This is a genomic window from Aeromonas ichthyocola, from assembly GCF_046087985.1.
Taxonomy (GTDB): domain Bacteria; phylum Pseudomonadota; class Gammaproteobacteria; order Enterobacterales; family Aeromonadaceae; genus Aeromonas; species Aeromonas rivipollensis.
The window spans coordinates 1-22,480 of the sequence record NZ_JBJSWH010000004.1; the positions used below are offsets into that span (position 1 = coordinate 1).

A 22,480-nucleotide genomic window follows, 5' to 3' on the forward strand; every position below is an offset into this window, starting at 1 on the left:
TTACGGGAAGGCCTTTTTGCTTTTGGATATTCGCGAACGGGATTAAGGAAACAAGGGACCACAAACAGGGCTGCGACTTGCCACTGGCAACTCGGTCCCTGCCTGTGGCACCTTGTGCTTGAGCCGGACCGCGCCCGTCTCCCCGTCCGCTCTGCCACTAATTTGAAAGGCCTTCCCTTACGGGAAGGCCTTTTTGCTATGCATATTCAGCATCTGAGTCCAAGAAGCCCAATCTGTCGATTGGGCTTCTTTCGTTGTGCCAAGAGACTTCCCTAGTAGTAGATGCAGAGCCAGACGGTGGTCTCGGTAGGATGAGTCCACTCCACCCTGTGCTGAAGGTGCGCCGGGATGTTGATGTAGTCCCCGGGTCCAAGGTGAACGCGCTCCTGGAGCCCGGTATTCGGTGTGATGAAGACCAGAATGGCTTCGCCTTGTATCAACGCTACCCACTCGTGTTCATCCTGATCGAACCATTCCCCCGTGGGGGTCTGTTGTCCCTGGGAGAGGATACGCTCGATGCGAAAGTGATTGGTACTGACCAGGTCGGTGAACAGCTCATTGGGCAGGGGGGAGGGGATCTGGCCAAGCAGGTTGCCTGTGTGCATGGGCTTGTCTCCGGCTGATGGGGGCTAGCTAAGAGTGTAGAAGCTGAAGGGGAGCTTCCCATGGGGAAATTGAGGCCTCCAATGAGGCTTTAAATGGAAAAGTTCGGGAAAATGGTGCCTGATCCGCTGCAATCTCGCCAAATTCTTGCTATTTTGCGCGCCATTACGCAAACGATTTCCTTCACACATTCAGGATGAGTTATGGCAACGCAAGAAATGACGGCCCGCACCGGCAATAGCGGGTTTCTGGACTCCTATTTCTCCATCACCCAGCGTGGCAGCACAGTCCGCCAGGAGTTGCTGGCCGGACTGACCACCTTCCTGGCCATGGTCTACAGCATCATAGTGGTGCCGAACATGCTGGGTGCCGCCGGTTTTGAGCAGGGCCCCGTCTTCGTGGCGACCTGCTTGATCGCAGCCTTCGGCTCCCTGCTGATGGGTCTCTGGGCCAAGCTGCCGATGGCCATAGGTTGCGCCATCTCCCTCACCGCCTTTACCGCCTTCAGTCTGGTACTGGGTCAGGGGCTGAGCATTCCGGTCGCGCTGGGCGCCATCTTCCTGATGGGTGTGCTGTTTACCCTGATCAGCGTCACCGGCGTACGCCAGTGGATCCTGGACAACCTCCCCTCCGGCATCGCTCACGGTACCGGCATAGGTATAGGTCTGTTCCTGCTGCTGATCGCCACCAACGGCGTCGGCATGGTGATCAAGAATGAAGGGGCCGGCCTGCCGGTACAGCTCGGTGAGGTCACCTCCTTCCCGGTCATCATGACGGTGCTGGGGCTGGCCGCCATCTTCGGGCTGGAGCGCCGCAGGGTGCCGGGCGGTATCCTGATGGTGATCGTCGCCATCTCCCTCCTGGGTCTCCTCTTCGATCCCAAGGTAACCTGGCAGGGCTTCTTCGCCATGCCGAGCCTGACTGGCGAAAAAGGCTCTCTGGTTGGCAGCATGGATCTGCTGGGCGCCCTCAATCCGGTGGTGATCCCGACCGTACTGGCGCTGGTGATGACCGCCGTATTTGACGCCACCGGCACCATCCGTGCCGTGGCCGGTCAGGCTGGCCTCATCAACGAGCGTGGCCACATCATCAGCGGCGGCAAGGCCCTGACTGCCGACTCCGTCAGCAGCATGGTGGCTGGCGTGGTGGGTGGTGCTCCGGCCGCCGTCTACATCGAATCCGCCGCAGGTACCGCAGCCGGTGGCAAAACCGGTCTGACCGCTGCGCTGGTTGGCGTGCTCTTCCTGCTGATGATCTTCCTCTCCCCGCTGAGCTATCTGGTACCGGCTTACGCCACAGCACCGGCCCTGATGTACGTCGGTCTGCTGATGCTGGGCAACGTCACCAAGCTGGACTTCAACGATTCGGTCGATGCTCTAGCCGGCATGCTGTGCGCCGTCTTCATAGTGCTGACCTGCAACATAGTCACCGGCATCATGCTGGGCTTCGTGGCGCTGGTCGTGGGTCGTCTGTTTGCTGCCGAGTGGAAGAAACTCAACGTCGGCACCGTCATCATCGCCGTGGCGCTGGTGATCTTCTATGCCGGTGGCTGGGCTATCTGACCCGTCCGCTTATTCCGGTTATAGCGAAGGGCCCTGCGGGGCCCTTTTTCATGGCTGTGAGGCCGTTAACAGTTTCCCGCCCGTTTGCCTCGTGCCGTTTCAGATTGAAACGCCAATGACCCTTCTCCTGTTTCAAATCCGAACCGAACCGGCCGTCATTTTTCTCCCGATTTATCCCGTTAGACTGGCTTCATCAACCATCTGCCTACCCGTGCGGTGGCAAGCCAAGGAGTGAGCCATGAAGAAGCTGATCAATGCCGTCGATGCCGTGGTCCGTGAACAACTGATGGGGATGGCTGCTGCCCACCCCGAGCTCAAGGTACGTATTGAACCCCACTACATCACCCGCGCCGACGCCCCCGTGATGGGCAAGGTGGCGCTGGTCTCCGGCGGTGGCAGCGGTCACGAGCCGATGCACGGCGGTCTGGTGGGCAAAGGAATGCTGGATGGCGCCTGCCCCGGCGAGATCTTTACCTCCCCGACCCCGGATCAGATGTACGAGTGCGGTCAGGCCGTCGATGGCGGCGCGGGCGTGCTGTTCCTGGTGAAGAACTACACCGGCGACGTGCTCAACTTCGAAACCGCAGTCGAGCTGCTGCACGGTGACGGGGTCAAGGTCGGTTTCTCGCTGATCGATGATGATGTGGCGGTCAAAGACAGCCTCTATACCGCCGGTCGCCGTGGCGTTGCCACCACAGTGCTGTGCGAAAAACTGGTGGGGGCCGCAGCCGAAGCGGGCTATGACCTGACCCGCTGCGAAGCGCTGGCCCGTCGCATCAACAACCAGAGCCGCACCATTGGCGTCGCCATGCACGCCTGCACAGTGCCTGCCGCTGGCAAGCCCTCCTTCACTCTGGCGGACAACGAGATGGAGTTCGGCGTGGGCATCCACGGCGAGCCGGGCATAGCGCGCCGCCCCTTCACCGACCTCAATACCCTGGTGGACGACATGTTCGAAGAGCTCTCTGACAACACCCCCTACGGCCGCACCCTGCGCCACTGGGACAGAGCCTCCGGCAGCTGGCAGGAAGAGCACACCTTTATCGAGCCGCTGAATGCGGGCGATCGTGTCATCGCCCTGGTCAACAGCCTCGGCGGCACCCCCATCTCCGAGCTCTATGGCGTCTATGGCCGCCTCGCCACCCTGTGCGAAGAGGCGGGCATCCATCTGGTGCGCAACCTGATTGGCCCCTATTGCACCTCCCTCGACATGACAGGCATCTCCATCACCCTGCTCAAGGTGGATGATGAGCTGATGACCCTGTGGGATGCCCCCGTTCACACCCCAGCCCTGCGTCGCGGCTGCTAAGGAGCCTTTATTCTCATGCTAAGCAAACATCAGATCGTCAACTGGCTGCTCGACTGCGAGCATATCTTTGCCGAGCAGCGTGACTACCTCACGGCGCTGGATACCGACATCGGTGACGGCGACCACGGCCTCAACATGCAGCGCGGCTTCACCAAGGTGGCCGAGAAGCTGCCCGCGGTGGCGGACAAGGACATAGGTCAGGTGCTGAAAACCACCGGCATGACACTGCTCTCTTCGGTTGGCGGCGCCAGCGGCCCGCTCTACGGCACCTTCTTCATTCGGGCTGCGGCCAGTACCGACGCCTGTCAGAGCCTGAGCCTGAGCCAGCTTGGCAAGATGCTGAGTGACGGGGTCGAGGGGATAGTCTCCCGCGGCCGCGCCGAACCGGGGGACAAGACAATGTGCGACGCCTGGTGGCCGGCCCTGGCCGCCCTGCAACAGGCCCAGCTACAAGATCTGCCCCTCAACGAAGCGCTGGACAAGGCGGTGGCCGCCGCTGCGGCCGGTACCGAGGCCACCATAGAGATGCAGGCCCGCAAGGGGCGCGCCAGCTATCTGGGTGAGCGCAGCATAGGCCATCAGGATGCCGGGGCCACCTCGACCCTGCTGCTGCTGACCGCCCTGCGTGACAGAGCGAGGTTGTGACATGATCGGAATCGTCGTTGTCTCTCACAGCGCCATGCTGGCGGCCGGCTTGAAAGCGCTGGCCGACCAGCTCGGCAGCCCGGCCCGATTGCTGCTGGCGGCCGGGGTCGATGACCCCGACCACCCCATAGGCACGGATGCCATCGCGGTGATGAGTGCGATCGAAGAAGCAGATGACGGCAGCGGCGTGCTGGTGCTGATGGACTTGGGAAGCGCGCTCTTGAGCGCCGAGACAGCCCTCGAACTGCTGCCTCCTGAGCTGAGCGCGAGGGTGCGACTCTGCCCCGCTCCACTGGTCGAAGGCACCCTGGCCGCCGTGGTGGCGGCAGGTTCCGGCCTGACGCTGGATGAGGTGGCCGCCGAAGCGCTCGGTGCCCTGGGCCCGAAACAGGTGATGCTGCCCGCCAGCGCGGCGCAGGCCGCCACTGAGACGGCACCGGCAACCGACGACGGCTGGCTGCACTGCGAGGTGGTGGTGGATAACCCCCACGGCCTGCATGTGCGCCCCGCCGCTCGTCTGGTGGCCGCCCTCAAGCCCTTTGCCGCTGAACTCAAGTTGCAAAAAGGTGATAAAGAGGCCAACCCCCGCAGCCTGACCCGGCTCGCCATGCTCAACGTGCGTCAAGGCGACAGACTCACCCTGCTGGCGCGCGGGGAGGATGCCGATGCGGCTTTGAGCTGCTTCCAGCAGCTGGCAGCGGAACGCTTCGGCGACTGAGGCTCCCATTGCTTTATCAAGGCCCCGCCAGTGCGGGGCCTTGTCGTTTTTTCCGCAAGGGAGTTTCTGTGCGTGACGGCGCCACGCCCATCATAGCTATCCGTGGTAGTCGGCGGGATCCATGGATCCATGCCGAGCAGCTTCAGCCGCCGCCACAGGGTGGTGCGGCTGATGCCCAGTTGCCGGGCCATCAGGCTGACCTGTCCCTTGCAGGCGTGGGCGCAGCGCAAGATGGCTTGGCGCTCCAACTCCGCCAACGTGAGCAGCGGCTGCCCCACCACCTCGTCCGCCACCAGTTGATGGCCGTGACGAATGGCGGCGGGCAGCGCCTCCGGCGGGATCTGCCCCTGACTGGCGTGGAGCAGGGCATGCTCGACGGCGCTGCGCAGCTCCCCCAGATTGCCGGGCCAGGGATAGGCGAGCAGACAATCGAGGGCCGCCGGGCTGAACTGGCGCACCGGCTCGCGCCCCTGCGCAGCCAGCTGCTGGCTGATAAGGCCCGGCAGATCGGCACTGCGCTCCCGCAGCCCCGGCAGCCAGAGCTCGCAGGCTTGCAAGGCATAGAGTAGCTGGCGACCGAACTGCCCCTCCTGCACCCGCTGCTCCAGCGGGGCGCTGCTGGTGGCGATGATCCGCACCTTGAGCGGCAGCACGCGGGCCGAATCGAAGCGCTGGATGCGGCCTGTCTTGAGCAGTTGCAGCAGCGCCGCCTGCATGGGGGCAGAGAGGCACTCCACCTGCTCCAGCACTAGCGTGCCGCCGTGGGCCAACTCGAACTTGCCCGCCCGCTCCTGCCCCGCCTCGTCGGAGCCCATCAGCTCCAGCGCCATCCGCTCGCTCGGCAGCGCCTGACAGTTGAGGGTAATGAGGGGCCCTGCGGCCCGTTCACTGCCAAAGTGAATGGCCTCCGCCAGCTGGGCCTTGCCCACCTCCTCTTCGCCGCGCAGCAGGATCGGCCCCTGACTCTGGGCCGCCTGTCTGGCATGGCGCAGCAGCTTGCGCATGGCGCTCGACTCCCCCACCAGCGCCGAGAGCTCGGGCACCGTCTGCCGCAGCTGGTGAATGGCCCGCAGCCGGTCGACCGGATGGAGCAGGGCGATAAAGCTGACCCCCTCCGGCCCCGGCAGCGGCTTGAGGCTTATCAGGGCATTGATGAACTCCCCGGAATGCACCCCGAGCCGCTCCAGGGTCACCTCCACATGACTGAGCGGCGTCTGCTCCTTGATGGCCAGCTGCAAACGCTGGGGCAGCAGCAGGTGCTGCTCCAGGGGCTGGCCGAGACAGAGGGCCGGATCTAGCCGCAGTCGGTTGGCCGCCAGCGCGTTGAGGTAGCGCAGTCGGCCTTGCGGATCCCAGGCCAGCACGCCGTCATCCATGCCGTCGAGCAAAGCGTAAAGCTCGCTCAGATGGTGCTGGGACTCCTGCATCAGGCGCTCCATCTGCAGCAGATGGGCCAGCTCGCGACCGGCGCTGACGGTGAGCGCCAGATCCCCCAGGGTCGCCGCTTCCACCTTGCAGACCAGGGCCATGATGGCGACTTGGCGGCCGTTGCTGTTGTAGACCGGGCTGGCGCAGCTGTGCCAGGGGTGCAGGGTCTGGTTGAAATGCTGGGGGCCGCTGACGCAGAGCGGCACTCCCTCCAGCGCCGCCAGATTGATGGCATTGGTGCCGATGCGCCCCTCGCTAAAAAAAGCGCCGGGGCCAAAGCCCAGGGCTTCGAGTTCTGCCAGCGTCTCGCGATGGCCGGTGCGGGCCAGCAGGCAGCCGCTCTCGTCGGTGAGCAGCAGGGCGCAGGGGCGCCCCTCCATAAATTCGTAGAGATCCTCGAGGGCCATCTCGCCTGTGGTGAGCAAGTCCCGCTTGCGCTGACGCAGGCTCTGCAAGGTCTGCCCCTTGGCACTGTGGGGCGGATGCCAGAGGGTGGCGCTGGTCTGGTGGGCGCAGCGCAGCCAGGAGGCCTGCAGATAGTCAGTGCAGGGCTGGGGTGGCAGACGGTCAGATGACATTGTCACTGTTCTATCCGGCAAGAGTGCAGCCAGAGGGCATACCCATAGTCAGGCAAGGGTTGGAGCGGCAGGCGGTCAGATGGCAGGGTCACATGCAATATCCGGCATAGAGAGAGGCCGACCATTTAACCATGCCCGTCCGCCAGATTCAGTGACCTGCCTCAGAGGGCGGCAATGGCATCCTCATTCCCGCCTGACGCCCCCTCGGCAAATTGTTGGCCGAGCCAGTGACAGAAGGCGCGGCACTCCGGCATCCCTTCGCTCTCCTGGTGGATAAGCAAGCTCCACTGGGGCCCCTTGACCCTGCAAGCGGAGAGCGGCAGCAACTGCCCCAGCTCCCTGGCCGGTTGGGAGAGCCGTTCGCTCACCAGCGCCACACCGAGCCCGGCGCTGGCCGCCTCCAGCAGCAGGCCGGGATCGGAGAAGTTGAGCCCCCGGGTCTGCAGTTGCAGATCCTCCCCCCCTTTGAGCGTCCAGTGGTGCCAGTCCAGCTCTCGCTCCCCATGGAGGGTGGTGCGCTGTGCCGCCGGTTGGGCCAGCACGGCAGGCGCGGCCACCGGCAGCAACCTGTCCGCCAGCAGTGGCTGATGGCGACACTCGGCCTGCGGCGCGAGATCCCAGCGCAGGGCGAGATCTATGGTCTGTTCGGCCAGATCGGGCACCTCGTCGCTGGTGAAGAGCCAGAGATCTATGTCGGGGTGCTGGCGATGAAACGCCCCCAGTCGGGGCAGCAACCAGTGGCGGGCGATGGCGGTGCTGGTGTTGAGCACCAGCTGGTTCGGCTTGCGGTACTGCTCGAGGCGCTGGATCCCCACCGCCAGTTGCAGCAGCACGCTCTGGGTGGTCTCCAGCAGATCCTGTCCCGCATCGGTCAGGGCGACCGAGCGCCCCTGCCGGTGAAACAGCGGCTGGCCGAGCAGCTCCTCCAGGGAGCGGATCTGCTGGCTGATGGCGGACTGGGTGAGGTGCAGCTCCTGCGCCGCCTGATGAAAACTGCCGAGTCTGGCCGCCGCCTCGAAGCCCCGCAGCACGTTGAGCGGGGGCCAGTGTTTGAACATCATTGATTAGCTCCACTTATCACTTGCACTGAAAATCGATCGTTTTTTCGCCGTGTTATGTGGGAATAGTCTATTCCCATCGTCAGCAACCTTAATAGTACCTAATCAGAGAGGGAATATGCGGGAACAGGGAATAGTGGCAAAGGGCTGGTTCATGCCCGCCGAATGGTGCCAGCACGCCGCGACCTGGATGGTCTGGCCCCACAACAAGGTGCTGTGGGAATCCGGCTGGGGCGTCACCCTGGCCGAGGTGCAGCAGGACTTCGCCCGGGTGGCCAACGCCATTGTCCGGTTCGAGCCGGTCAGGCTGGTGGTCGACCCTTCCGCGCTGGCCGAGGCGCGCGCCCTCTGTGACGGCAGGGTGACCCTGATCCCGCTCCCGGTGGATGACAGCTGGTGCCGGGACTCAGGCCCCACCTTCATCTGCCACCCCGAACTGGGCTGCGCCGGGGTGAGCTGGCGCTTCAACGCCTGGGGCGGCAAGTCGGTCCATCAGCTGGACGAGGGGCTGGCTCGCCGCATCCTCAACAGCCTGGAGCTGGAGTGTATCGGCAGCTTTCTGGCCAACGAGGGGGGCGCCATCCATGTGGACGGCGAAGGCACCCTGATCACCACTGAATCCGTGCTGCTCAACAGCAACCGCAACCCGGGCATCAGCAAGGGTGAGATCGAACAGATCTTCGGTCGCCTGCTCGGTATCGAGAAGACCATCTGGCTGCCGGGGGATCCCGACCACGTCACCGGCGACATGACGGACGGCCATGTGGACGGGGTCTGCGCCTTCAGTCGCCCCGGCCAGCTGCTGGTGGATGCCACCCGGGATGCCACCTCGACCTATGGCCTTGTGGTGCGGGAGAACCGCCGCGCCCTGGCCCTGGCCACCGATGCCAGGGGGCGCACCTTCGAGTTGCAGGATCTGTACGACGCGAGCGAGGCCATAGACCCGGAGGCAGAGGTGTTCTGCGCCTCCTACACCAACTTCTACCTCGCCAACGACGCCGTCATCATGCCCGCCTATGGGGTGGCGAGCGACCGGGAGGCGGCGGCTGTGCTGCAAGGTGCCTTCCCGCAAAGGGCTGTGGTGCCGGTCTCGATCAACCGGCTGGCCCACGGCGGCGGCGGCATCCACTGCATCACCCAGCAGCAGCCCGCCTGGCCGCTGTTGGGCTGAGCGTTGCACGGCGGCGGCCAATCACAGGGGAGTAACCACATCATGATCAGGAAGACACTCGGGTGGATGGGCTGCCTGGCCCTGCTGCTGAGCCTTGCGGCCGAGGCCGGGGAGGCCGATGCGGCAACAGGGGGGGAGAAGGTGCTGCGGCTCTACAACTGGGCCGACTACTTTGCCCCCGATACCCTCAGCGCCTTTACCAGAGAGACAGGGATCCGGGTCATCTATGACGTCATGGACAGCAGCGAGACCCTGGAGGCCAAGCTGATGGCCGGTCGCAGCGGTTATGATCTCATCTTTCCCGGCGATACGGTGGCGGAGCGGCTGATGCGGGCGGGCAGCCTGCAACCGCTGGATCAGGGCAAGCTAGAGCACCTGGCGGACATAGAGCCCGGCTTGCGGCGGCTGCAGCAGGCCTATCCCCATTCACGGGATGCGGTAGTGCCCTACACCTGGGGCACCATAGGGCTCACCTATAACGCAGCCATGATCCGGCAGCGGATGGCGGATGCCCCGGTGGGCAGTCTCGACCTGCTGTTCAAGCCCGAACTGGCGGCAAAATTTGCCGACTGCGGCATCTCCATCATCGACTCCCCCGACGAGGTGCTGGCCGTGGTGCTGCACTATCTGGGGCGGGATCCCCACAGCGGCAAGGCCGAGGATCTGGATGCCGCGCTGGCGCTGCTCAAGGGGCTCAAGCCCCATATCCGCAAGTTCCAGTCCCAGCCGGTGACCCAGCTGGTCAACGGCGACCTCTGCCTGTCGCTGGGTTACAGCGGCGACATGACGCAAGCCAGGCGCGCCGCCGCCGAGGCGGGCAAGCGCAGCGACTTTGAATACCGGCTGCCGAAGGAGGGGAGCACCATCTGGATGGATACCATGGCGATCCCGGTGGATGCGCCCCATCCTGACTATGCCTACGCCTTCATCAATTTCGTGATGCGCCCGGCCAACATGGCCGCCATCACCAACAGCACCGGCTATCCGACCGCCAGTGCCAAGGCGAGATCCATGGTGGATGCCACCATGACAGCCAACCCGGATATCTATCTGGATGAGGCCAGCTACGGACGCCTCATCCCGGGCCAGGATCTTGCACAATCCCAGATGCGTGCCCGCATGCGAGCCTGGACCCGCTTCAAGAGCAGTTTCTGAATCCAAGGAGTAAAAGAGATGTCATCCCGACGCCAAGTATTGAAACAGCTGGTCGCCATGGGGGCGCTGGCCGGACTGAGCGCCCTGCCGAGGGCCCAGGCCGCCACCCCGGAGGCCAAGGCGAGCGCCGTCGGCCGCTACCATATGCCGGACGAGGCCGGGCCCCAGGCCAGGGTCTGGGTCGCCTTCGGTGCCAGCCGTGACATCTGGGGTCGTAACTACAAGGATGTGCAGGCCACCATAGGACGCCTGGTGCAGGCCATGGCGCCCCATACCGAGGTGAACGTGCTCTGCCGCGAAGAGGAGGAGGATCTGGCACGCCAGCTCTGTGGCGAGGGGAGCACCCGCTTCATCCACGCCGAGCTGGATGACATCTGGCTGCGGGATACCGGCGGCGTCTTCGTTCGCAATGGCGAGGGGGAGCTGGGGCTGGTGGACTTCAACTTCAACGGTTGGGGCGACAAGCAGGAGCACGAGCAGGATGGGGGGGTGGCCGAGTGGGTCAGCACCCAGGCAGATGCCCATTATCTGCAGAGCAGGCTGACTGGCGAAGGTGGGGGCATAGAGGTGGATGGCAAGGGCACCGCCATCCTGACCGAGAGCTGCTGGCTCAACGGCAATCGCAATCCGGGCCTCACCAAGGCGCAAGTGGAGGCGGAGCTCAAGGTCAACCTGGGACTGCGCAAAATCATCTGGCTGCCGGGCATCAAGGGTCGTGACATCACCGATGCTCACGTGGACTTCTACGCCCGCTTCGTGCGCCCCGGCGTGGTGGTGATCAACATGGACAACGATCCTGATTCCTACGACTACAAGGTGACCCGCCAGCACCTGGCCATCCTCAAGCAGGCCACGGATGCGGACGGCAACAAGCTGGAGCTGCATGTGCTGCCGCCCCCGCTGGGTGGGAGAGACAATAAATTCAGCCGTAGCCGGGACTTTGCCGCTGGCTACATCAACTACCTGCCGATCAACGGGGCCGTCATAGTCCCCGAGTTCGGCGACAAGGCGGCAGACCGCTATTGCCAGGATCTGCTGGCCCGCCTCTACCCGGGGCGCAAGGTGGTGGCGGTCAACATAGACCCGGTGGCGGCGGGGGGCGGCGGCATTCACTGCATCACCCTGCATCAACCGGCCTGACCCTCATCTACCCACTGATAACCCGGGGCGTTGCAACGCCCCGGGTTATTGCCCCACGTCCATTTTTGTTAACCACGCCCCCCTGAACCGCCGCCGTTCCGCATATTGGCCCACTACGCCATATGGGGTGTCACCTCGATCACACTCCCGAGTTATTCAAGTTGCTGAGACGGGATGGCGCTTTCCATTGCCACTATAGGGGTGTATTTTTTGCTCGGCGGCCGAAATTAGAGCCAAGAGAGGATGACTGGCGAATACGTTCAGCGCCAGAGACTGACCGTTAGAACTTTGCACTTAAAATGCGTTTTTCGTGACTGTTATCCGGGCGGTTTGGAGTGATATGTAAGGCTCTATTATCTGTTCGTACCGACGTCCATCTAATCACAACTAGGTTTTTTTTTAATGACGACACTCCAGAGCATCGAGGTCAGCGGCAGAGACGTACAGCCGCACAAGAGTGTGAAAGATCCAAATTTCACTTCGCGAACTGTACTTACTAACAGTCCATGGCAATTCGTTGAACTGTGGCTCAAGAGACATAGAAAGAAGGAGGCACTTTTCTTCTGGGGCCAAGCTAGCCAGTTTGGAAAGGCTGCTATTGGCTTACCAACTCAAGCGGCCCCTTTGTTGCACTATTACTCTTTCATGAATGCAACAAAGGCTTTGTTATCAGCGAAAGGGATATCTTTTTCGCCTATGCACGGTGTGCGATCACATAACATGAACGGTGCAAGCTCGAAAATCAGCATCGTAAATGAGGGAGTCAGAATCCTTAACAATGGGATTCTTCCTGCACTCTCCAGTTACTTCGGAGAAGCTGAAACGAGCACTACACATAGCTTGCAAGAACTCCTGTTCAATTTGCCTCATGTCCACCGAACATACTGCCTGACTTATCCAAATCAGACTGAGATGTTCATACCGATTGTGAAACCTCGTTTTAGACATGATGCCGCTACCAACGAGGTTCGGCTCCATGCGCAGATTTCCAAAAACTTCCAATCACACAATGTAATAAGAAGAATTGCGCCGAAATTCATTCTGGACACTACCGCAAACGCCGCTGAATATGAGGTTGTCTCTGCCGCGAGCCGTCCGTTTACTCGCCCGCAAAAACCGACAACAGCTGATCTGACAGCGCTCGCATCCCTTCAAGATGATTTACGCCGAGACCTGTTTTATATCAACGGCAGCGAAACACTTTGGTACATACGCTCATCGGTAGCTGGGCCAACGACATTGGCTCGGATGCCTGCAACTATGACGCTCGCTGCCATGCATAGGCTGAGTGAATTATGTCGCTATAAGCCAGTAGAGCTTTCGTCGTTTCTAGGAGGACAAAAGAACTGGTTAATTTCAGAGTTTATTCAGCAATCACCAGACCAATTCATTGATGAAATCGCATCTGAAATGACAGGGCATAAGATCATGGTACCAAATATTAGGGCGGCAACGTAAAGTGAAGATCTACCTCGCCAGCGCGCTTACACACGTTCCGGAAAACGAATTCCTGAACTACACATCAATGCTTCACAGGTTTGCATCCGCCCTAAGTGATCAAGGGCAGAATCAGGTGCTGTATGCATTGATGAATAGCGATCCACAACTTGCAACAAAACCTTCTCGCGATAAACCTCGACTTTGCTATCTCTGGGATAGAGAGATGGTTGAAGATGCAGACGTGGTTGTCGCGGAAGCATCATTTCCATCGATTGGCCTCGGAATTGAGCTGCAGATTGCAGAGATGAACAATATTCCAGTGATATTGTGCTTTGAACAGTCTGAGTCAAAAAGAAGCCATCAAAAATTCTACGAGAACCCTGACAACCAGCAGTATCAACTCCAAATTGGCGACGGCTACATATCGTTGATGGCATTGGGTTTACCAAACCTGTTTTCTTTGGTTCCGTATTCTGATGAGCGTGAATGTTTCTTAGAAACACTTAGGCTTCTTGGAGTACTAAATGAGCCCGTAGGTTCGATTAGCCGTAAGGCGTAATCGGACGTTCGCGTAAATCAATTCCCCCGCTATAACGGCTACTCGAATTTCCCCTCTGGCAGATGCCGCTGACTAACGGATAAAACCGGGACAGCGGCATCTCGTTCGTCCGATTACGCTTCGCTAATCGAACCTACATGGGACGCTAATATGCGGTGAATGCAGGTTGGCGCGGATCAGCCAGCCTGACACGATCGCCATAATCACAATCACCACAAATAACAGAGCCGCCCGATGGGCGGCTCTGTGTATCAGCTATTTATGGCTGAATCGTCACTCCGCCGGGGGCGACGCGGGCGCCTCCAGGGCGGGCGTTTGCTCCCCCTCTTTTATCCAGGCATCCAGCAGGGTGTAGCCCACCGCCAGCACCACTGGGCCTATAAAGAGCCCTATGATGCCGAGCGCCAGCAGGCCGCCGATAACCCCCACCAGAATGAGGATCAGCGGCAGATCGGCCCCGCGCTTGATGAGGAAGGGGCGCAGGAAGTTGTCCATGGTGCCCGCCAGCAGGGACCAGACCAGCAGGAAGGTGCCCCAGGTAGTATCCCCGCTCCAGTAGAGGTAACCCACGCTGGCCAGCAGCACCGGGAAGGGGCCTATCTGGGCGACGATCAGCAGGAACATCAGCACCACCAGGATCATGACGTAGGGAATGCCGGCAATCAGCAGGCCTATCCCGGCCACAGAGGATTGTACCAGGGCGGTCACCACCACCCCCATGGCGACGGCGCGGATGGCCTGGGAGGCGAGCACGACGGCGTTGTCACCACGCTGGCCCGCCAGGCGGTGGGCGAAGCGGCGAATGCCGTCGGCGGCTTTTTCCCCAGAGTGATAGAGCAGGCCGCAGATGGCCACCGTCAGCAGGAAGTGGACGAACAGCAGGCCGAGGTTGCCCGCCTGGGAGGCGAGCCAGCGGGCTGTCTGGCCGAAATAGGGGGCCAGCTTGGTGAACAGCACCTGGCCGCCGCTCGCCAGTATCTGCTGCCAGAACTCAAACAGCTTGTCGCCGACCAGAGGCACCTGTTGCAGCCAGAGCAGCGCGGGGGGCGGGGAGTGGCTGATGCGGGTGCCCAGCTCGATCAGCATGGGGGCCTTCTCCGCCACGTTGGCCAGCGCCATGAACAGGGGGATGACGAACATCAGCAGCAGAATGCAGCTCATCAGCAGGGCCGCCAAGGCGCGCTTGCCCCACAGCAGGCGCTGGGCCATCTGCATCAGCGGCCAGGTGGCTATGGTGATCATGGTGGCCCAGACCAGGGCGGGCAGGAAGGGGCGCAGCACCATGAAGCACGAGATGATGAGCAGGCTGAGAAACAGCAGGCCCAGGGTGATCTTGGCCAAATCCACTTTTTTCATATGCATTGCGTTCCCTTTAACGAGGGGTGGGGCGTGGGTAACGGTCGTCAGTATTCAAGAAAGAGAGTATCCACCAGAGGCCGGCGCTCAACCAGAGCCCCAGGCAGCAATAGAGTAACCACTGGCCGAGCAGGATAGCAGCGAGCTGCTGGTCAGCCAGCGGCAGTGACCACAGCAGCGCCCCGAGGGGCAGGCCGCCCGCCAGGGCACACCACCGGTCAACAGCGGCGAATAACCGTCACGCGGGCAAGGGTAGCAGATTGCCGATACCAGCCCCAGGGTGAACATGGTGAGCCCTGCCAGGGCGCTGGATTGGGTCAGCCAGCCCGCCAGGGCGCTGGCCAGAAACAGCAGAACCCAGGGAGCTTGACGCTGCGCCAGTGCCGCCAGGGGGGCGCGCAACGCCAGCAGCAGGGCACCGAGACCCAGGCCGGCCGCCACGTCCGAGATAAAGTGCACGCCGAGCCAGACGCGGGCCAGCCCGGCCAGGGCTGCCAGCAGCAGGGCCAGCCCCATGCCCTGCCAGGCTTTGAGTGTGGGCAGGGCGCCGAGCAGCAGGCCCCAGAACAGCAGGGTCGAGGCGGTGTGGCCGCTCGGCATGCCAAAGCCCTGGGCGCTCCGTTGCCCCAGCATGGGGTCGAGGTGGAAGGGCCTGGGCCAGGCTATCCCCTCCTTGAGCAGCTGTACCAAGAGGGTGAGCAGCACCATGGCAAACAGCAGGTTGCGCAGCCTTGGCCAGCCCAGCAAGGGGAGCAAGAAGGGGAGCAGGGCCAGCTGGAAGGCCGCCGATCCCAGCAGGTTGCCGACCTCAAGCCAGCACATCGGGCCCGAGCCAGCGCTGCAGGCGCTGGATCAGCGGCAGCTCGGCCCTGTGCAGGGCGCTGCCTTCGCGACTGAAGTCCGACACCCACTGCACCTCGCTCTCGGGGACCTGGGCCAGCCTGGGAGTGATCCAGTCGAGTTGCGTCGGGAAGCGACGCTGATCATGGGGCAGGCGGGCGGCCTCGATCAGCCTGGCATTGAGGATCTCGCCACCGAGGTTGGGGGCCTGGAGCAGGGAGACAAAACCCGAGCCGCGCTGGGCCCGGATGGGGGTCAGCGTCTGGCAGGCGAATACGGTGGCGCGCTGCCAGCGCCCCAGCTCCCCGGTGATACGGCCATGGAGCCCAGTTTCCTCGAACAGCTCCCGCAGAGCCGCCTGGGCGGGCGTCTCGCCCCCGTCTATGTAGCCGCCACTCAGGCTGTAGCGATCGGAGATCCTGTCCTGGACCAGCAACAGATCCTGCTGATGGCGGATCACGCAGGCGGCCGCCCCGGGAGGCGCCTCGGCGGCGAACAGGGAAGATGACAGGGAGCCGAGCAGCAGAAGCAGTAAAAGAGCGGGTCTGAGCATGATGGCGCGACTAAGGGAATAGATGGGGGACAAGGGTCACAGAAATCAGATACTTGGGCAATGACTTCCGGTGGATGGCCGGCGCCGGCAGGGGGCGTCTCGGCCCAATCTGGGGCGCAAGGATTGCCGTCGGCGCGGGCAGTCCCTAGTATTGGCGGCTATTGTTCTTCTCATTCAACACATCTTGGGGCCTTTCATGCGACAGTTCGGTTTCTTCCTGGGGATTGCCATCGGCGTCATCCTGATACTGTTTGGCAGCATCGTCATCTTCCAGGCCTTGCCTGCCGCACTGGACGTGCTGGAGATGCCGAGCCGCATTCCGTTCGTGCGCGAGGTCTACACCTGGCTGATGACCAGTGCCAATGGCCTCACCAGCCAGCTGGAGCAGAACTTCCTGGAAGCCTTCCAGACGGTGCTCAAGCTGATCCTGCTCATCACCTTCATGTGGGTCTGCGTCAAGCTGGTCAACATGGGGGTGCTGATCATCCGGGCCGGGGTCGACCTCATTCGCACCGCCATCGAGCACAGCGAAGACAAGGTGGCCAAGCCCACCGAGCAGGACCGCCACCTGTAAGGCTCCCCTGCCCATTCGCAGATAAACGACAGGCCATCCTAGGATGGCCTGTTTGCATGGTGAACGGGTTCGCCCTCTTAGTTGAGCAGCTTCTCCAGCTCGGCTTCGGCATCCGCCCTGGCCTGATCGCTCTGCTTCTTCCCCCGGGTTTCCACCTTGTCGGCCTGCGCCTGCGCCTGCACGGTGCCGGTCGCTCCGCTTACCACCTTGCTCAGCTGTTGCTGCGTCTTGGCTGCGGCGCTGACGGCCTTGTCCGCCTGTTGCTGCGTACTGGCTGCCGCCTGCTTGGCGGTGTCGCTGATGGCCTTGTCCGCCTGCTGCTGCGCGCTGGCTGCGGCCTGCTTGGCGGTGTCGCCGACGGCTTTGCTCGCCTGTTGCTGCGCGCTGGCTGCCGCCTGCTTGGCGGTATCGCTGACGGCTTTGCCCGCCTGTTGCTGCGCGCTGGCTGCGGCCTGCTTGGCGGTGTCGCTGACGGCTTTGCCCGCCTGCTGCTGTACGCTAGCTGCAGCCTGCGTGGCGGTATCACCGACGGCCTGCTGGGCGGAGTGGCTCACGGCCTGGTTGGCTTGCCGCAGAAGATCGGTGGCATCGCTCACCGTCCGGGTGGCTGAGTCACTCACGGCCTTGCTGGCTTGCTGCGGCGCCTTGGCGGTGGCACTGCCGACCGCCTGTTTGGCTGAATCGCTGATTGCCTTGCTGGCCTGTTGCTGTGCCGAGGCAGTGGCGCTGCCGACCACTTGTTTGGCTGAATCGCTGACTGCCTTGCTGGCCTGTTGCTGCGCCTGGGCTGTGGCACTGCCGACCGCCTGTTTGGCTGAGTCGCTCACCGCCTTGCTCGCCTGTTGCTGCGCCTTGGTGGTGACGCTGCCGACCGCCTGGGTGGCCGAGTCGCTCACCGCTTTGCTCGCCTGCTGCTGCGCCTGGGCAGTGGCACTGCCGATCACCTGGCTGGTGGAGTCGGCCAGGGCCTGGGTCGCGCTCTGTTGCAGGTTGCCCATCACATTGCCAAGCAGGGAACCGCTGGTTCCCGTCATCACCTTGCCGGCGTCGGTGAGGGCGGTGGCGGTCGGGTTGCCGGCCTGCCACTCCTGCATGGCACTCGGCCAGGCCGGGGTCGCCGCCGTCAGATTCTCGCCGAAGACCTGGGTCGCGCCGTCTCCCTTCTGCAACATGACGGAGAGCTGGTTGGTGTCGGCGTTCCACACCATGCCGGCCTGTTTGGCCACATCCGGCACAGGGGCGTAACGGGAGACCACGTAAAACAGCGGCCCCTCCTGCTGCAACTCGTTGGCCGTCTTGAGCAACTGCATGGTGCTGTCGTAGTTGGGCCCCAGCATGGCGGTCATCCTGTCCTTGATCAGCGGTTGCTCGAACAGGTTGGCCTCGTTCGGATCGAAACCGACCAGGGGTTTGAGCAGGGCCCACATCAACTGGCTGGTGGGGCTCATCATCAGCAAGGGGGCCACGCAGGCGGACAACATCAGACTCAGGCAGGCGGCCTTGAGCAACGGCATGATACGCATCGACAACATATCCAAGTAATTATTTGATTAATAAGGTTATATACTGTCTTTTCCCGACAGCATGACCCGAACTGGCCCGGCTCTTCACACATGGGGAGCGGCGGGCGCTGGCAGGCTATCATATTGCTTCCGGAATGCCAGATGAGCCGACACTTATTGGTCAAGTCGGCGACGCTGGTGGTCGCTTTAGGGGATCACTCTCTCGTTGTCACAGGTGTCACTCATGATCCGAACCGCGTTTTGTCTGTTTGCCCTAGGCGGCCTGCTCCCCGCCCAGGCGGCCCCTGGGTCGAACACCCTCAGCCACTCGGTGGGTACGGATCTGGTGTTGCCCCTGGGCTCACTGCCCGAGCGGGTCTGCTGGTATCAGGATCAGAAATATTCCCTCGGATCTCGCATTCAGCAGGGGGATCTCTGGCTTGAGTGCGGCCCGCAAAACGAGCAGGAGAGCAACGGGCCCCTGGCCTGGCGCGAACCCGCCATCTACGAGCCGGTCGACGAAGGGGCGGTCAACAGGGAGACGATCAGGGTGGGTCAGTGAGCCTTTTCTTGATCCAGCTACAGACACGGCCGTGATCCCTGTCGCATAATGCAGCTCCTTTCTTCTCTTGGCTGGAACCTAAGAAATGGCTCGTCGCTCTTCCAATGCACAACGTCGTCGCAGTAGCTGGTGGTACAAACGCTTGTTGGCAAGGGAGCGGGAAGAGCGCGAAGCGCGTTCCGTTCGGGATTGATACTGCATTGAAAAACGGAGCCTCGGGCTCCGTTTCCTATTCATTACCACTGGTTCATTACCGCAGGCAGGTTTATTACCACGGGTGAATAATGGTGCCGCTCTGCCAATGCACAGCTTGGTTGCCGTAACGGGCGGTACCAACGCTGGTTGGCAAGGGAGCGGGAAGAGCGCGAGGGCGCTGCGTTCGGGATTGATACTGCATTGAAAAACGGAGCCTCGGGCTCCGTTTCCTATTCATTACCACTGGTTCATTACCGCAGGCAGGTTTATTACCGCAGGTGGATAATGGTGCCGTTCTGCCAATGCACAGCTTGGTTGCCGTCGTGATCTGGTGATACCAATGCACAGCTTGGTTGCCGTAACGGGTGGTACAAACGCTTGTTGGCAAGGGCGCGGGAAGAGCGCGAGGGCGCTGCGTCCGGGATTGATACCGCATTGAAAAACGGAGCCTCGGGCTCCGTTTTGTATTTATCACCGTCAGCATTATGACAACGGGGGCCATCAGGCCCCCGTTTTGCTTTTTCAGATCTGCGGCTTAGCGCTGCAAGGCGGCCAGTGCCAGCTCGACCCGCTTGGCGTATTCGGGATCGGCCTGCTCGAAGTGCTTGAGCTGGGCCGCGACTATGGCGTCATCCTCCACATGGATGAGAGAGCGCGCCAGGTTGGCGGCGAGGCGAGCACGTTGCCCCTCGTCCATGATGCGGAACAGGTTGCCCGGCTGGCTGTAGTAGTCGCTGTCATGGTCACGGAAGTCGTAGTGCAAGGCCGCCCCTTCCAGACTCAGGGCCGGTTCGTGCTGCTCGCTCGGCTGCTGGGTGCCGAAGCGGTTCGGCTGGTAGTTGGGGCTGGCGCCACCGTTGCTGTCTCCCCGCATGGCGCCATCACGATGGGCGCCGTGGTGGAAGGGGCAGCGCGGGGCGTTGACCGGCAGCAGACCGTGGTTGACGCCGAGGCGATAGCGCTGGGTGTCACCGTAGGAGAAGAGTCGCCCTTGCAGCATGCGATCCGGCGAGAAGCCGATACCGGGCACCACGTTGGCCGGGGTAAAGGCCGCCTGCTCCACGTGGGCGAAGTAGTTGTCCGGGTTCTGGTTGAGCTCCAGCACGCCGACCGGGATCAGCGGATAGTCGCTGTGCGGCCACACCTTGGTGAGGTCGAACGGGTGGATTTTGTAGGTCTGGGCCTCGGCCTCCGGCATCACCTGCACATAGACCTTCCAGCGCGGGAAGTTGCCTTGCTCGATGGCGTTGAAAAGGTCTGCCTGGCTGGTCTCCCTATCCTGCCCGACGGCATTGGCCGCCTCTTCATCTGTGTAGAAGCTGTGGCCCTGCTCTGTCTTGAAGTGGAACTTGACCCAGAAGCGCTCACCGGCCGAGTTGATAAAGCTGAAGGTATGGCTGCCGTAGCCGTTCATCTCCCGCAGGCTCCTGGGGATGCCGCGATCGCTGAACAAGATGGTGACCTGATGCAGGGATTCCGGGTGGCGTGACCAGAAGTCCCAGGCGGCGGTGGCGCTGCGCAGGTTGGTGCGCGGATCCCGCTTCTGGGTGTGGATGAAGTCAGGGAATTTCAGGGGGTCGCGGATGAAAAAGACCGGGGTGTTGTTGCCCACCAGATCCCAGTTGCCCTGCTCGGTATAGAACTTGAGGGCGAAGCCGCGCACGTCCCGCTCGGCATCGGCGGCGCCCTTCTCACCGGCCACTGTGGAGAAGCGCAGGAAGACAGGGGTCTGCTTGCCGACTGTGTTGAACAGGTCGGCCTTGCTGAACTTGCTGATGTCGTGGGTCAGGGTAAAGGTGCCGTAGGCGCCGGAGCCTTTAGCGTGAACCACTCGCTCGGGAATACGCTCGCGGTCGAAGTGGGCGAGCTTCTCCATCAACCAGATGTCTTGCATCAGCACCGGGCCGCGGGGGCCGGCGGTGAGGCTGTTGTTGTTGTCGACGACGGGGGCACCGTTGGCGCTGTGCAGGGTCTTGTCAGTCATGAATATCTCTCCTTGTTGATAGGGGGTCAGCCTACGGATCTGCACAGTGATGGGCCAATGGGCTTTTCCTAGCCCTTTGATAGGAAAGACAAATGGGTGCGGGGGGATGTGTAACCGCGCCGGATATTGCATGATGGGGGTTTCGAGAAGGAGCCTCATATGCAGATTACTATCCGTCATGCCGAACCCACCGATGCCCCCGCCTTGCGGGATCTCTACGCCCTGCCCAATGCTCAGGCGGGCACTCTGCACCTGCCCACGCCTCCCCTTAGCCAGTGGCAGAAGCGGTTGGAGAGCAGTGATGTAGTCGCCTTGGTGGCGGAGGTAGATGGGGGGCTGGTGGGCCAGATAGCATTGCATGTGGAGCCCAATCCCAGACGCAAGCATGTGGCAGGTATTGGCATGGGGGTGCGGGATGACTGGGCGGGCAAGGGGGTTGGCTCCGCACTGATGGCTGCGGCACTGGATCTGGCCGATAACTGGCTCAACCTGCACCGGATCGAACTGACGGTTTTCGTCGATAACGAAGCTGCGTTGGCGCTTTATCGCAAGTTCGGCTTTGTGGAAGAGGGGCGAGCCCGCGACTATGCCTTCCGGCAGGGGCGCTATGTGGATGTGTTCTATATGGCGAGGGTCCGCCCGTGATCGACTATCGCGAGCGCCTGACTCCTGTGCTGCGAGCGCTGGAGCAGGAGCCGGATCTCTCCATCGAGGAGCTGGCGAGCCGCGCCTGCCTCTCCCTCTACCACTTCCACCGGGTCTTCACCGCAGTAGTGGGGGAGGCGCCGGGGGAGATGTGCCGGCGGCTTCGGATGCAGCGGGCGGCCTGGCAGCTCTGCTACACAGACGCCAGCGTCACCGCCATCGCTCTGGGGGCGGGACTCGGCAGCTCCCAGGCCTTTGCCAAGGCGTTTCGCCGTCACTATGGCTGCACCCCGGGGGAGTTTCGCCGTGACAAGGGCAAGAACGGACACCATGAGCGCAAGGATGGACACGCATGGAACGACCCCCTCCCTTATGCTGAAGGCCACTCATCAGCAAGGAGCAACACCATGAAAACCGTCGAGATGGATGCCCGCACCCTGGCCTATATCCGGGTCACAGGCCCCTATGGCGAAGGCTATGACGCCGTCTGCAACCGCCTGCACCAGTGGGCCGCGCCCCGTGCTCTGGAAGGGGGGGAGTGGATCTTCATCTACCATGACAACCCGCAAGTGACACCGCCGGCCCAGTGTCGCACCGACATAGGTGTCACGGTGCCGGTGGGGACCCAGGGGACGGGGGAGGTGGAAACTCAGCTCATCCCCGCCGGGCGCTACGCCCAGTCCCGCTACCTCATCACGGATCGCAACCAGTACGGGCCGCGCTGGCAGGAGCACATAGGCGACATAGTGTCCGCCGGGCTGGAGTTTGGCAGCGGCCCCTGTTTCGAGCTCTATCACAGCGTGAGCAATGATCCCCTGCAGGACGATGTCAGCTTCTGCTCCAGCGTGCGATAAAGGTGCGGCAATAAAACGAGGCGCCCAAAGGCGCCTCGTTTTATTGGGG

17 protein-coding genes and 3 pseudogenes are annotated in these 22,480 nt (G+C 62.3%); 13 read left to right on the plus strand and 7 right to left on the minus strand.

Annotation, left to right across the window (positions count from 1 at the left end; all coding sequences use genetic code 11):
* Positions 1–272: 272 nt before the first annotated feature.
* The gene (locus ACF2JD_RS12355; protein WP_425935191.1) at positions 273–605 is read right to left on the minus strand and encodes a cupin domain-containing protein; all 333 of its coding nucleotides are present in this window, start codon (positions 603–605) and stop codon (positions 273–275) included.
* 201 nt (positions 606–806) lie between these two features.
* Here ACF2JD_RS12355 and ACF2JD_RS12360 point away from each other — a divergent pair, with 201 nt between their 5' ends.
* The 4 genes from ACF2JD_RS12360 to dhaM all read left to right on the plus strand — a co-directional run bounded on the left by ACF2JD_RS12360 (position 807) and on the right by dhaM (position 4,837).
* Positions 807–2,165 (plus strand): solute carrier family 23 protein, encoded by a 1,359-nt coding sequence (locus ACF2JD_RS12360; protein ID WP_440987531.1) that lies wholly within the window; start codon positions 807–809, stop codon positions 2,163–2,165.
* A 238-nt stretch (positions 2,166–2,403) separates the two neighbouring features.
* A complete protein-coding gene (gene dhaK, locus ACF2JD_RS12365) occupies positions 2,404–3,474 on the plus strand; it encodes a dihydroxyacetone kinase subunit DhaK (protein ID WP_408866387.1) in 1,071 nt (356 codons plus the stop codon).
* 15 nt (positions 3,475–3,489) lie between these two features.
* Positions 3,490–4,119: a dihydroxyacetone kinase subunit DhaL gene (gene dhaL, locus ACF2JD_RS12370; protein ID WP_440987532.1), complete on the plus strand. Its 630-nt coding sequence runs from the start codon at positions 3,490–3,492 to the stop codon at positions 4,117–4,119.
* 1 nt (position 4,120) lies between these two features.
* On the plus strand, positions 4,121–4,837 hold the full coding sequence (gene dhaM, locus ACF2JD_RS12375; RefSeq protein WP_440987533.1) for a dihydroxyacetone kinase phosphoryl donor subunit DhaM: 717 nt from the start codon (positions 4,121–4,123) through the stop codon (positions 4,835–4,837).
* Between the two features lie 96 nt (positions 4,838–4,933).
* Here dhaM and dhaR read toward each other — a convergent pair.
* Both dhaR and ACF2JD_RS12385 read right to left on the minus strand, forming a co-directional pair.
* Positions 4,934–6,843, minus strand: a pseudogene (gene dhaR, locus ACF2JD_RS12380) (dihydroxyacetone kinase operon transcriptional regulator DhaR).
* Positions 6,844–7,004: 161 nt separating this feature from the next.
* Positions 7,005–7,904: a LysR substrate-binding domain-containing protein gene (locus ACF2JD_RS12385; RefSeq protein WP_440987534.1), complete on the minus strand. Its 900-nt coding sequence runs from the start codon at positions 7,902–7,904 to the stop codon at positions 7,005–7,007.
* 115 nt (positions 7,905–8,019) lie between these two features.
* Between ACF2JD_RS12385 and ACF2JD_RS12390 the strand changes: the two genes are divergently transcribed.
* The 5 genes from ACF2JD_RS12390 (at position 8,020) to ACF2JD_RS12410 (ending at position 13,366) form a co-directional block, all read left to right on the plus strand.
* Positions 8,020–9,072 (plus strand): agmatine deiminase family protein, encoded by a 1,053-nt coding sequence (locus ACF2JD_RS12390; protein ID WP_440987535.1) that lies wholly within the window; start codon positions 8,020–8,022, stop codon positions 9,070–9,072.
* Between the two features lie 42 nt (positions 9,073–9,114).
* Positions 9,115–10,227, plus strand: a complete 1,113-nt coding sequence (locus ACF2JD_RS12395; RefSeq protein WP_440987536.1) for an extracellular solute-binding protein — start codon at positions 9,115–9,117, stop codon at positions 10,225–10,227.
* Between the two features lie 18 nt (positions 10,228–10,245).
* The gene (locus ACF2JD_RS12400) at positions 10,246–11,367 is read left to right on the plus strand and encodes an agmatine deiminase family protein (RefSeq protein WP_440987537.1); all 1,122 of its coding nucleotides are present in this window, start codon (positions 10,246–10,248) and stop codon (positions 11,365–11,367) included.
* Positions 11,368–11,769: 402 nt separating this feature from the next.
* On the plus strand, positions 11,770–12,825 hold the full coding sequence (locus tag ACF2JD_RS12405) for a YaaC family protein (protein WP_262112386.1): 1,056 nt from the start codon (positions 11,770–11,772) through the stop codon (positions 12,823–12,825).
* A 1-nt stretch (position 12,826) separates the two neighbouring features.
* Positions 12,827–13,366, plus strand: coding sequence for a hypothetical protein (locus ACF2JD_RS12410; RefSeq protein WP_262112384.1), 540 nt, complete (start codon positions 12,827–12,829; stop codon positions 13,364–13,366).
* 273 nt (positions 13,367–13,639) lie between these two features.
* Here ACF2JD_RS12410 and ydiK read toward each other — a convergent pair whose 3' ends face one another.
* Positions 13,640–14,728, minus strand: a complete 1,089-nt coding sequence (gene ydiK, locus ACF2JD_RS12415) for an AI-2E family transporter YdiK (RefSeq protein ID WP_171275278.1) — start codon at positions 14,726–14,728, stop codon at positions 13,640–13,642.
* Between the two features lie 10 nt (positions 14,729–14,738).
* Positions 14,739–16,115, minus strand: a pseudogene (locus tag ACF2JD_RS12420) (bifunctional NUDIX hydrolase/phosphatase PAP2 family protein).
* A gap of 196 nt (positions 16,116–16,311) precedes the next feature.
* Between ACF2JD_RS12420 and ACF2JD_RS12425 the strand changes: the two are divergent.
* Positions 16,312–16,689 carry a hypothetical protein gene (locus ACF2JD_RS12425; protein WP_106885584.1) on the plus strand — a complete coding sequence of 126 codons (378 nt, stop codon included), beginning with the start codon at positions 16,312–16,314 and terminating at the stop codon, positions 16,687–16,689.
* Positions 16,690–17,072: 383 nt separating this feature from the next.
* Here ACF2JD_RS12425 and ACF2JD_RS12430 read toward each other — a convergent pair.
* Positions 17,073–18,212: pseudogene (locus tag ACF2JD_RS12430) on the minus strand (hypothetical protein); the annotation flags it as partial.
* 223 nt (positions 18,213–18,435) lie between these two features.
* Between ACF2JD_RS12430 and ACF2JD_RS12435 the strand changes: the two are divergent.
* A complete protein-coding gene (locus ACF2JD_RS12435; RefSeq protein WP_163156715.1) occupies positions 18,436–18,753 on the plus strand; it encodes a YnjH family protein in 318 nt (105 codons plus the stop codon).
* A gap of 730 nt (positions 18,754–19,483) precedes the next feature.
* Here the strand turns inward: ACF2JD_RS12435 and ACF2JD_RS12440 are convergent.
* Positions 19,484–20,932 (minus strand): catalase, encoded by a 1,449-nt coding sequence (locus ACF2JD_RS12440; RefSeq protein WP_440987538.1) that lies wholly within the window; start codon positions 20,930–20,932, stop codon positions 19,484–19,486.
* Positions 20,933–21,091: 159 nt separating this feature from the next.
* Here ACF2JD_RS12440 and ACF2JD_RS12445 point away from each other — a divergent pair, with 159 nt between their 5' ends.
* Both ACF2JD_RS12445 and ACF2JD_RS12450 read left to right on the plus strand, forming a co-directional pair.
* The gene (locus ACF2JD_RS12445; RefSeq protein WP_368169171.1) at positions 21,092–21,577 is read left to right on the plus strand and encodes a GNAT family N-acetyltransferase; all 486 of its coding nucleotides are present in this window, start codon (positions 21,092–21,094) and stop codon (positions 21,575–21,577) included.
* On the plus strand, positions 21,574–22,431 hold the full coding sequence (locus tag ACF2JD_RS12450; protein WP_106885588.1) for an AraC family transcriptional regulator: 858 nt from the start codon (positions 21,574–21,576) through the stop codon (positions 22,429–22,431). Before ACF2JD_RS12445 ends, ACF2JD_RS12450 begins: the two co-directional genes overlap by 4 nt.
* The last annotated feature ends 49 nt before the right edge of the window (positions 22,432–22,480 follow it).

Bases quoted from the DNA above. Each gene is read 5' to 3' on its own strand.
- ACF2JD_RS12355 (WP_425935191.1), bottom strand. From the start codon at position 605: ATGCACACAGGCAACCTGCTTGGCCAGATCCCCTCCCCCCTGCCCAAT.
- ACF2JD_RS12360 (WP_440987531.1), top strand. From the start codon at position 807: ATGGCAACGCAAGAAATGACGGCCCGCACCGGCAATAGCGGGTTTCTG.
- dhaK (WP_408866387.1), top strand. From the start codon at position 2,404: ATGAAGAAGCTGATCAATGCCGTCGATGCCGTGGTCCGTGAACAACTG.
- dhaL (WP_440987532.1), top strand. From the start codon at position 3,490: ATGCTAAGCAAACATCAGATCGTCAACTGGCTGCTCGACTGCGAGCAT.
- dhaM (WP_440987533.1), top strand. From the start codon at position 4,121: ATGATCGGAATCGTCGTTGTCTCTCACAGCGCCATGCTGGCGGCCGGC.
- ACF2JD_RS12385 (WP_440987534.1), bottom strand. From the start codon at position 7,904: ATGATGTTCAAACACTGGCCCCCGCTCAACGTGCTGCGGGGCTTCGAG.
- ACF2JD_RS12390 (WP_440987535.1), top strand. From the start codon at position 8,020: ATGCGGGAACAGGGAATAGTGGCAAAGGGCTGGTTCATGCCCGCCGAA.
- ACF2JD_RS12395 (WP_440987536.1), top strand. From the start codon at position 9,115: ATGATCAGGAAGACACTCGGGTGGATGGGCTGCCTGGCCCTGCTGCTG.
- ACF2JD_RS12400 (WP_440987537.1), top strand. From the start codon at position 10,246: ATGTCATCCCGACGCCAAGTATTGAAACAGCTGGTCGCCATGGGGGCG.
- ACF2JD_RS12405 (WP_262112386.1), top strand. From the start codon at position 11,770: ATGACGACACTCCAGAGCATCGAGGTCAGCGGCAGAGACGTACAGCCG.
- ydiK (WP_171275278.1), bottom strand. From the start codon at position 14,728: ATGCATATGAAAAAAGTGGATTTGGCCAAGATCACCCTGGGCCTGCTG.
- ACF2JD_RS12425 (WP_106885584.1), top strand. From the start codon at position 16,312: ATGCGACAGTTCGGTTTCTTCCTGGGGATTGCCATCGGCGTCATCCTG.
- ACF2JD_RS12435 (WP_163156715.1), top strand. From the start codon at position 18,436: ATGATCCGAACCGCGTTTTGTCTGTTTGCCCTAGGCGGCCTGCTCCCC.
- ACF2JD_RS12440 (WP_440987538.1), bottom strand. From the start codon at position 20,932: ATGACTGACAAGACCCTGCACAGCGCCAACGGTGCCCCCGTCGTCGAC.
- ACF2JD_RS12445 (WP_368169171.1), top strand. From the start codon at position 21,092: ATGCAGATTACTATCCGTCATGCCGAACCCACCGATGCCCCCGCCTTG.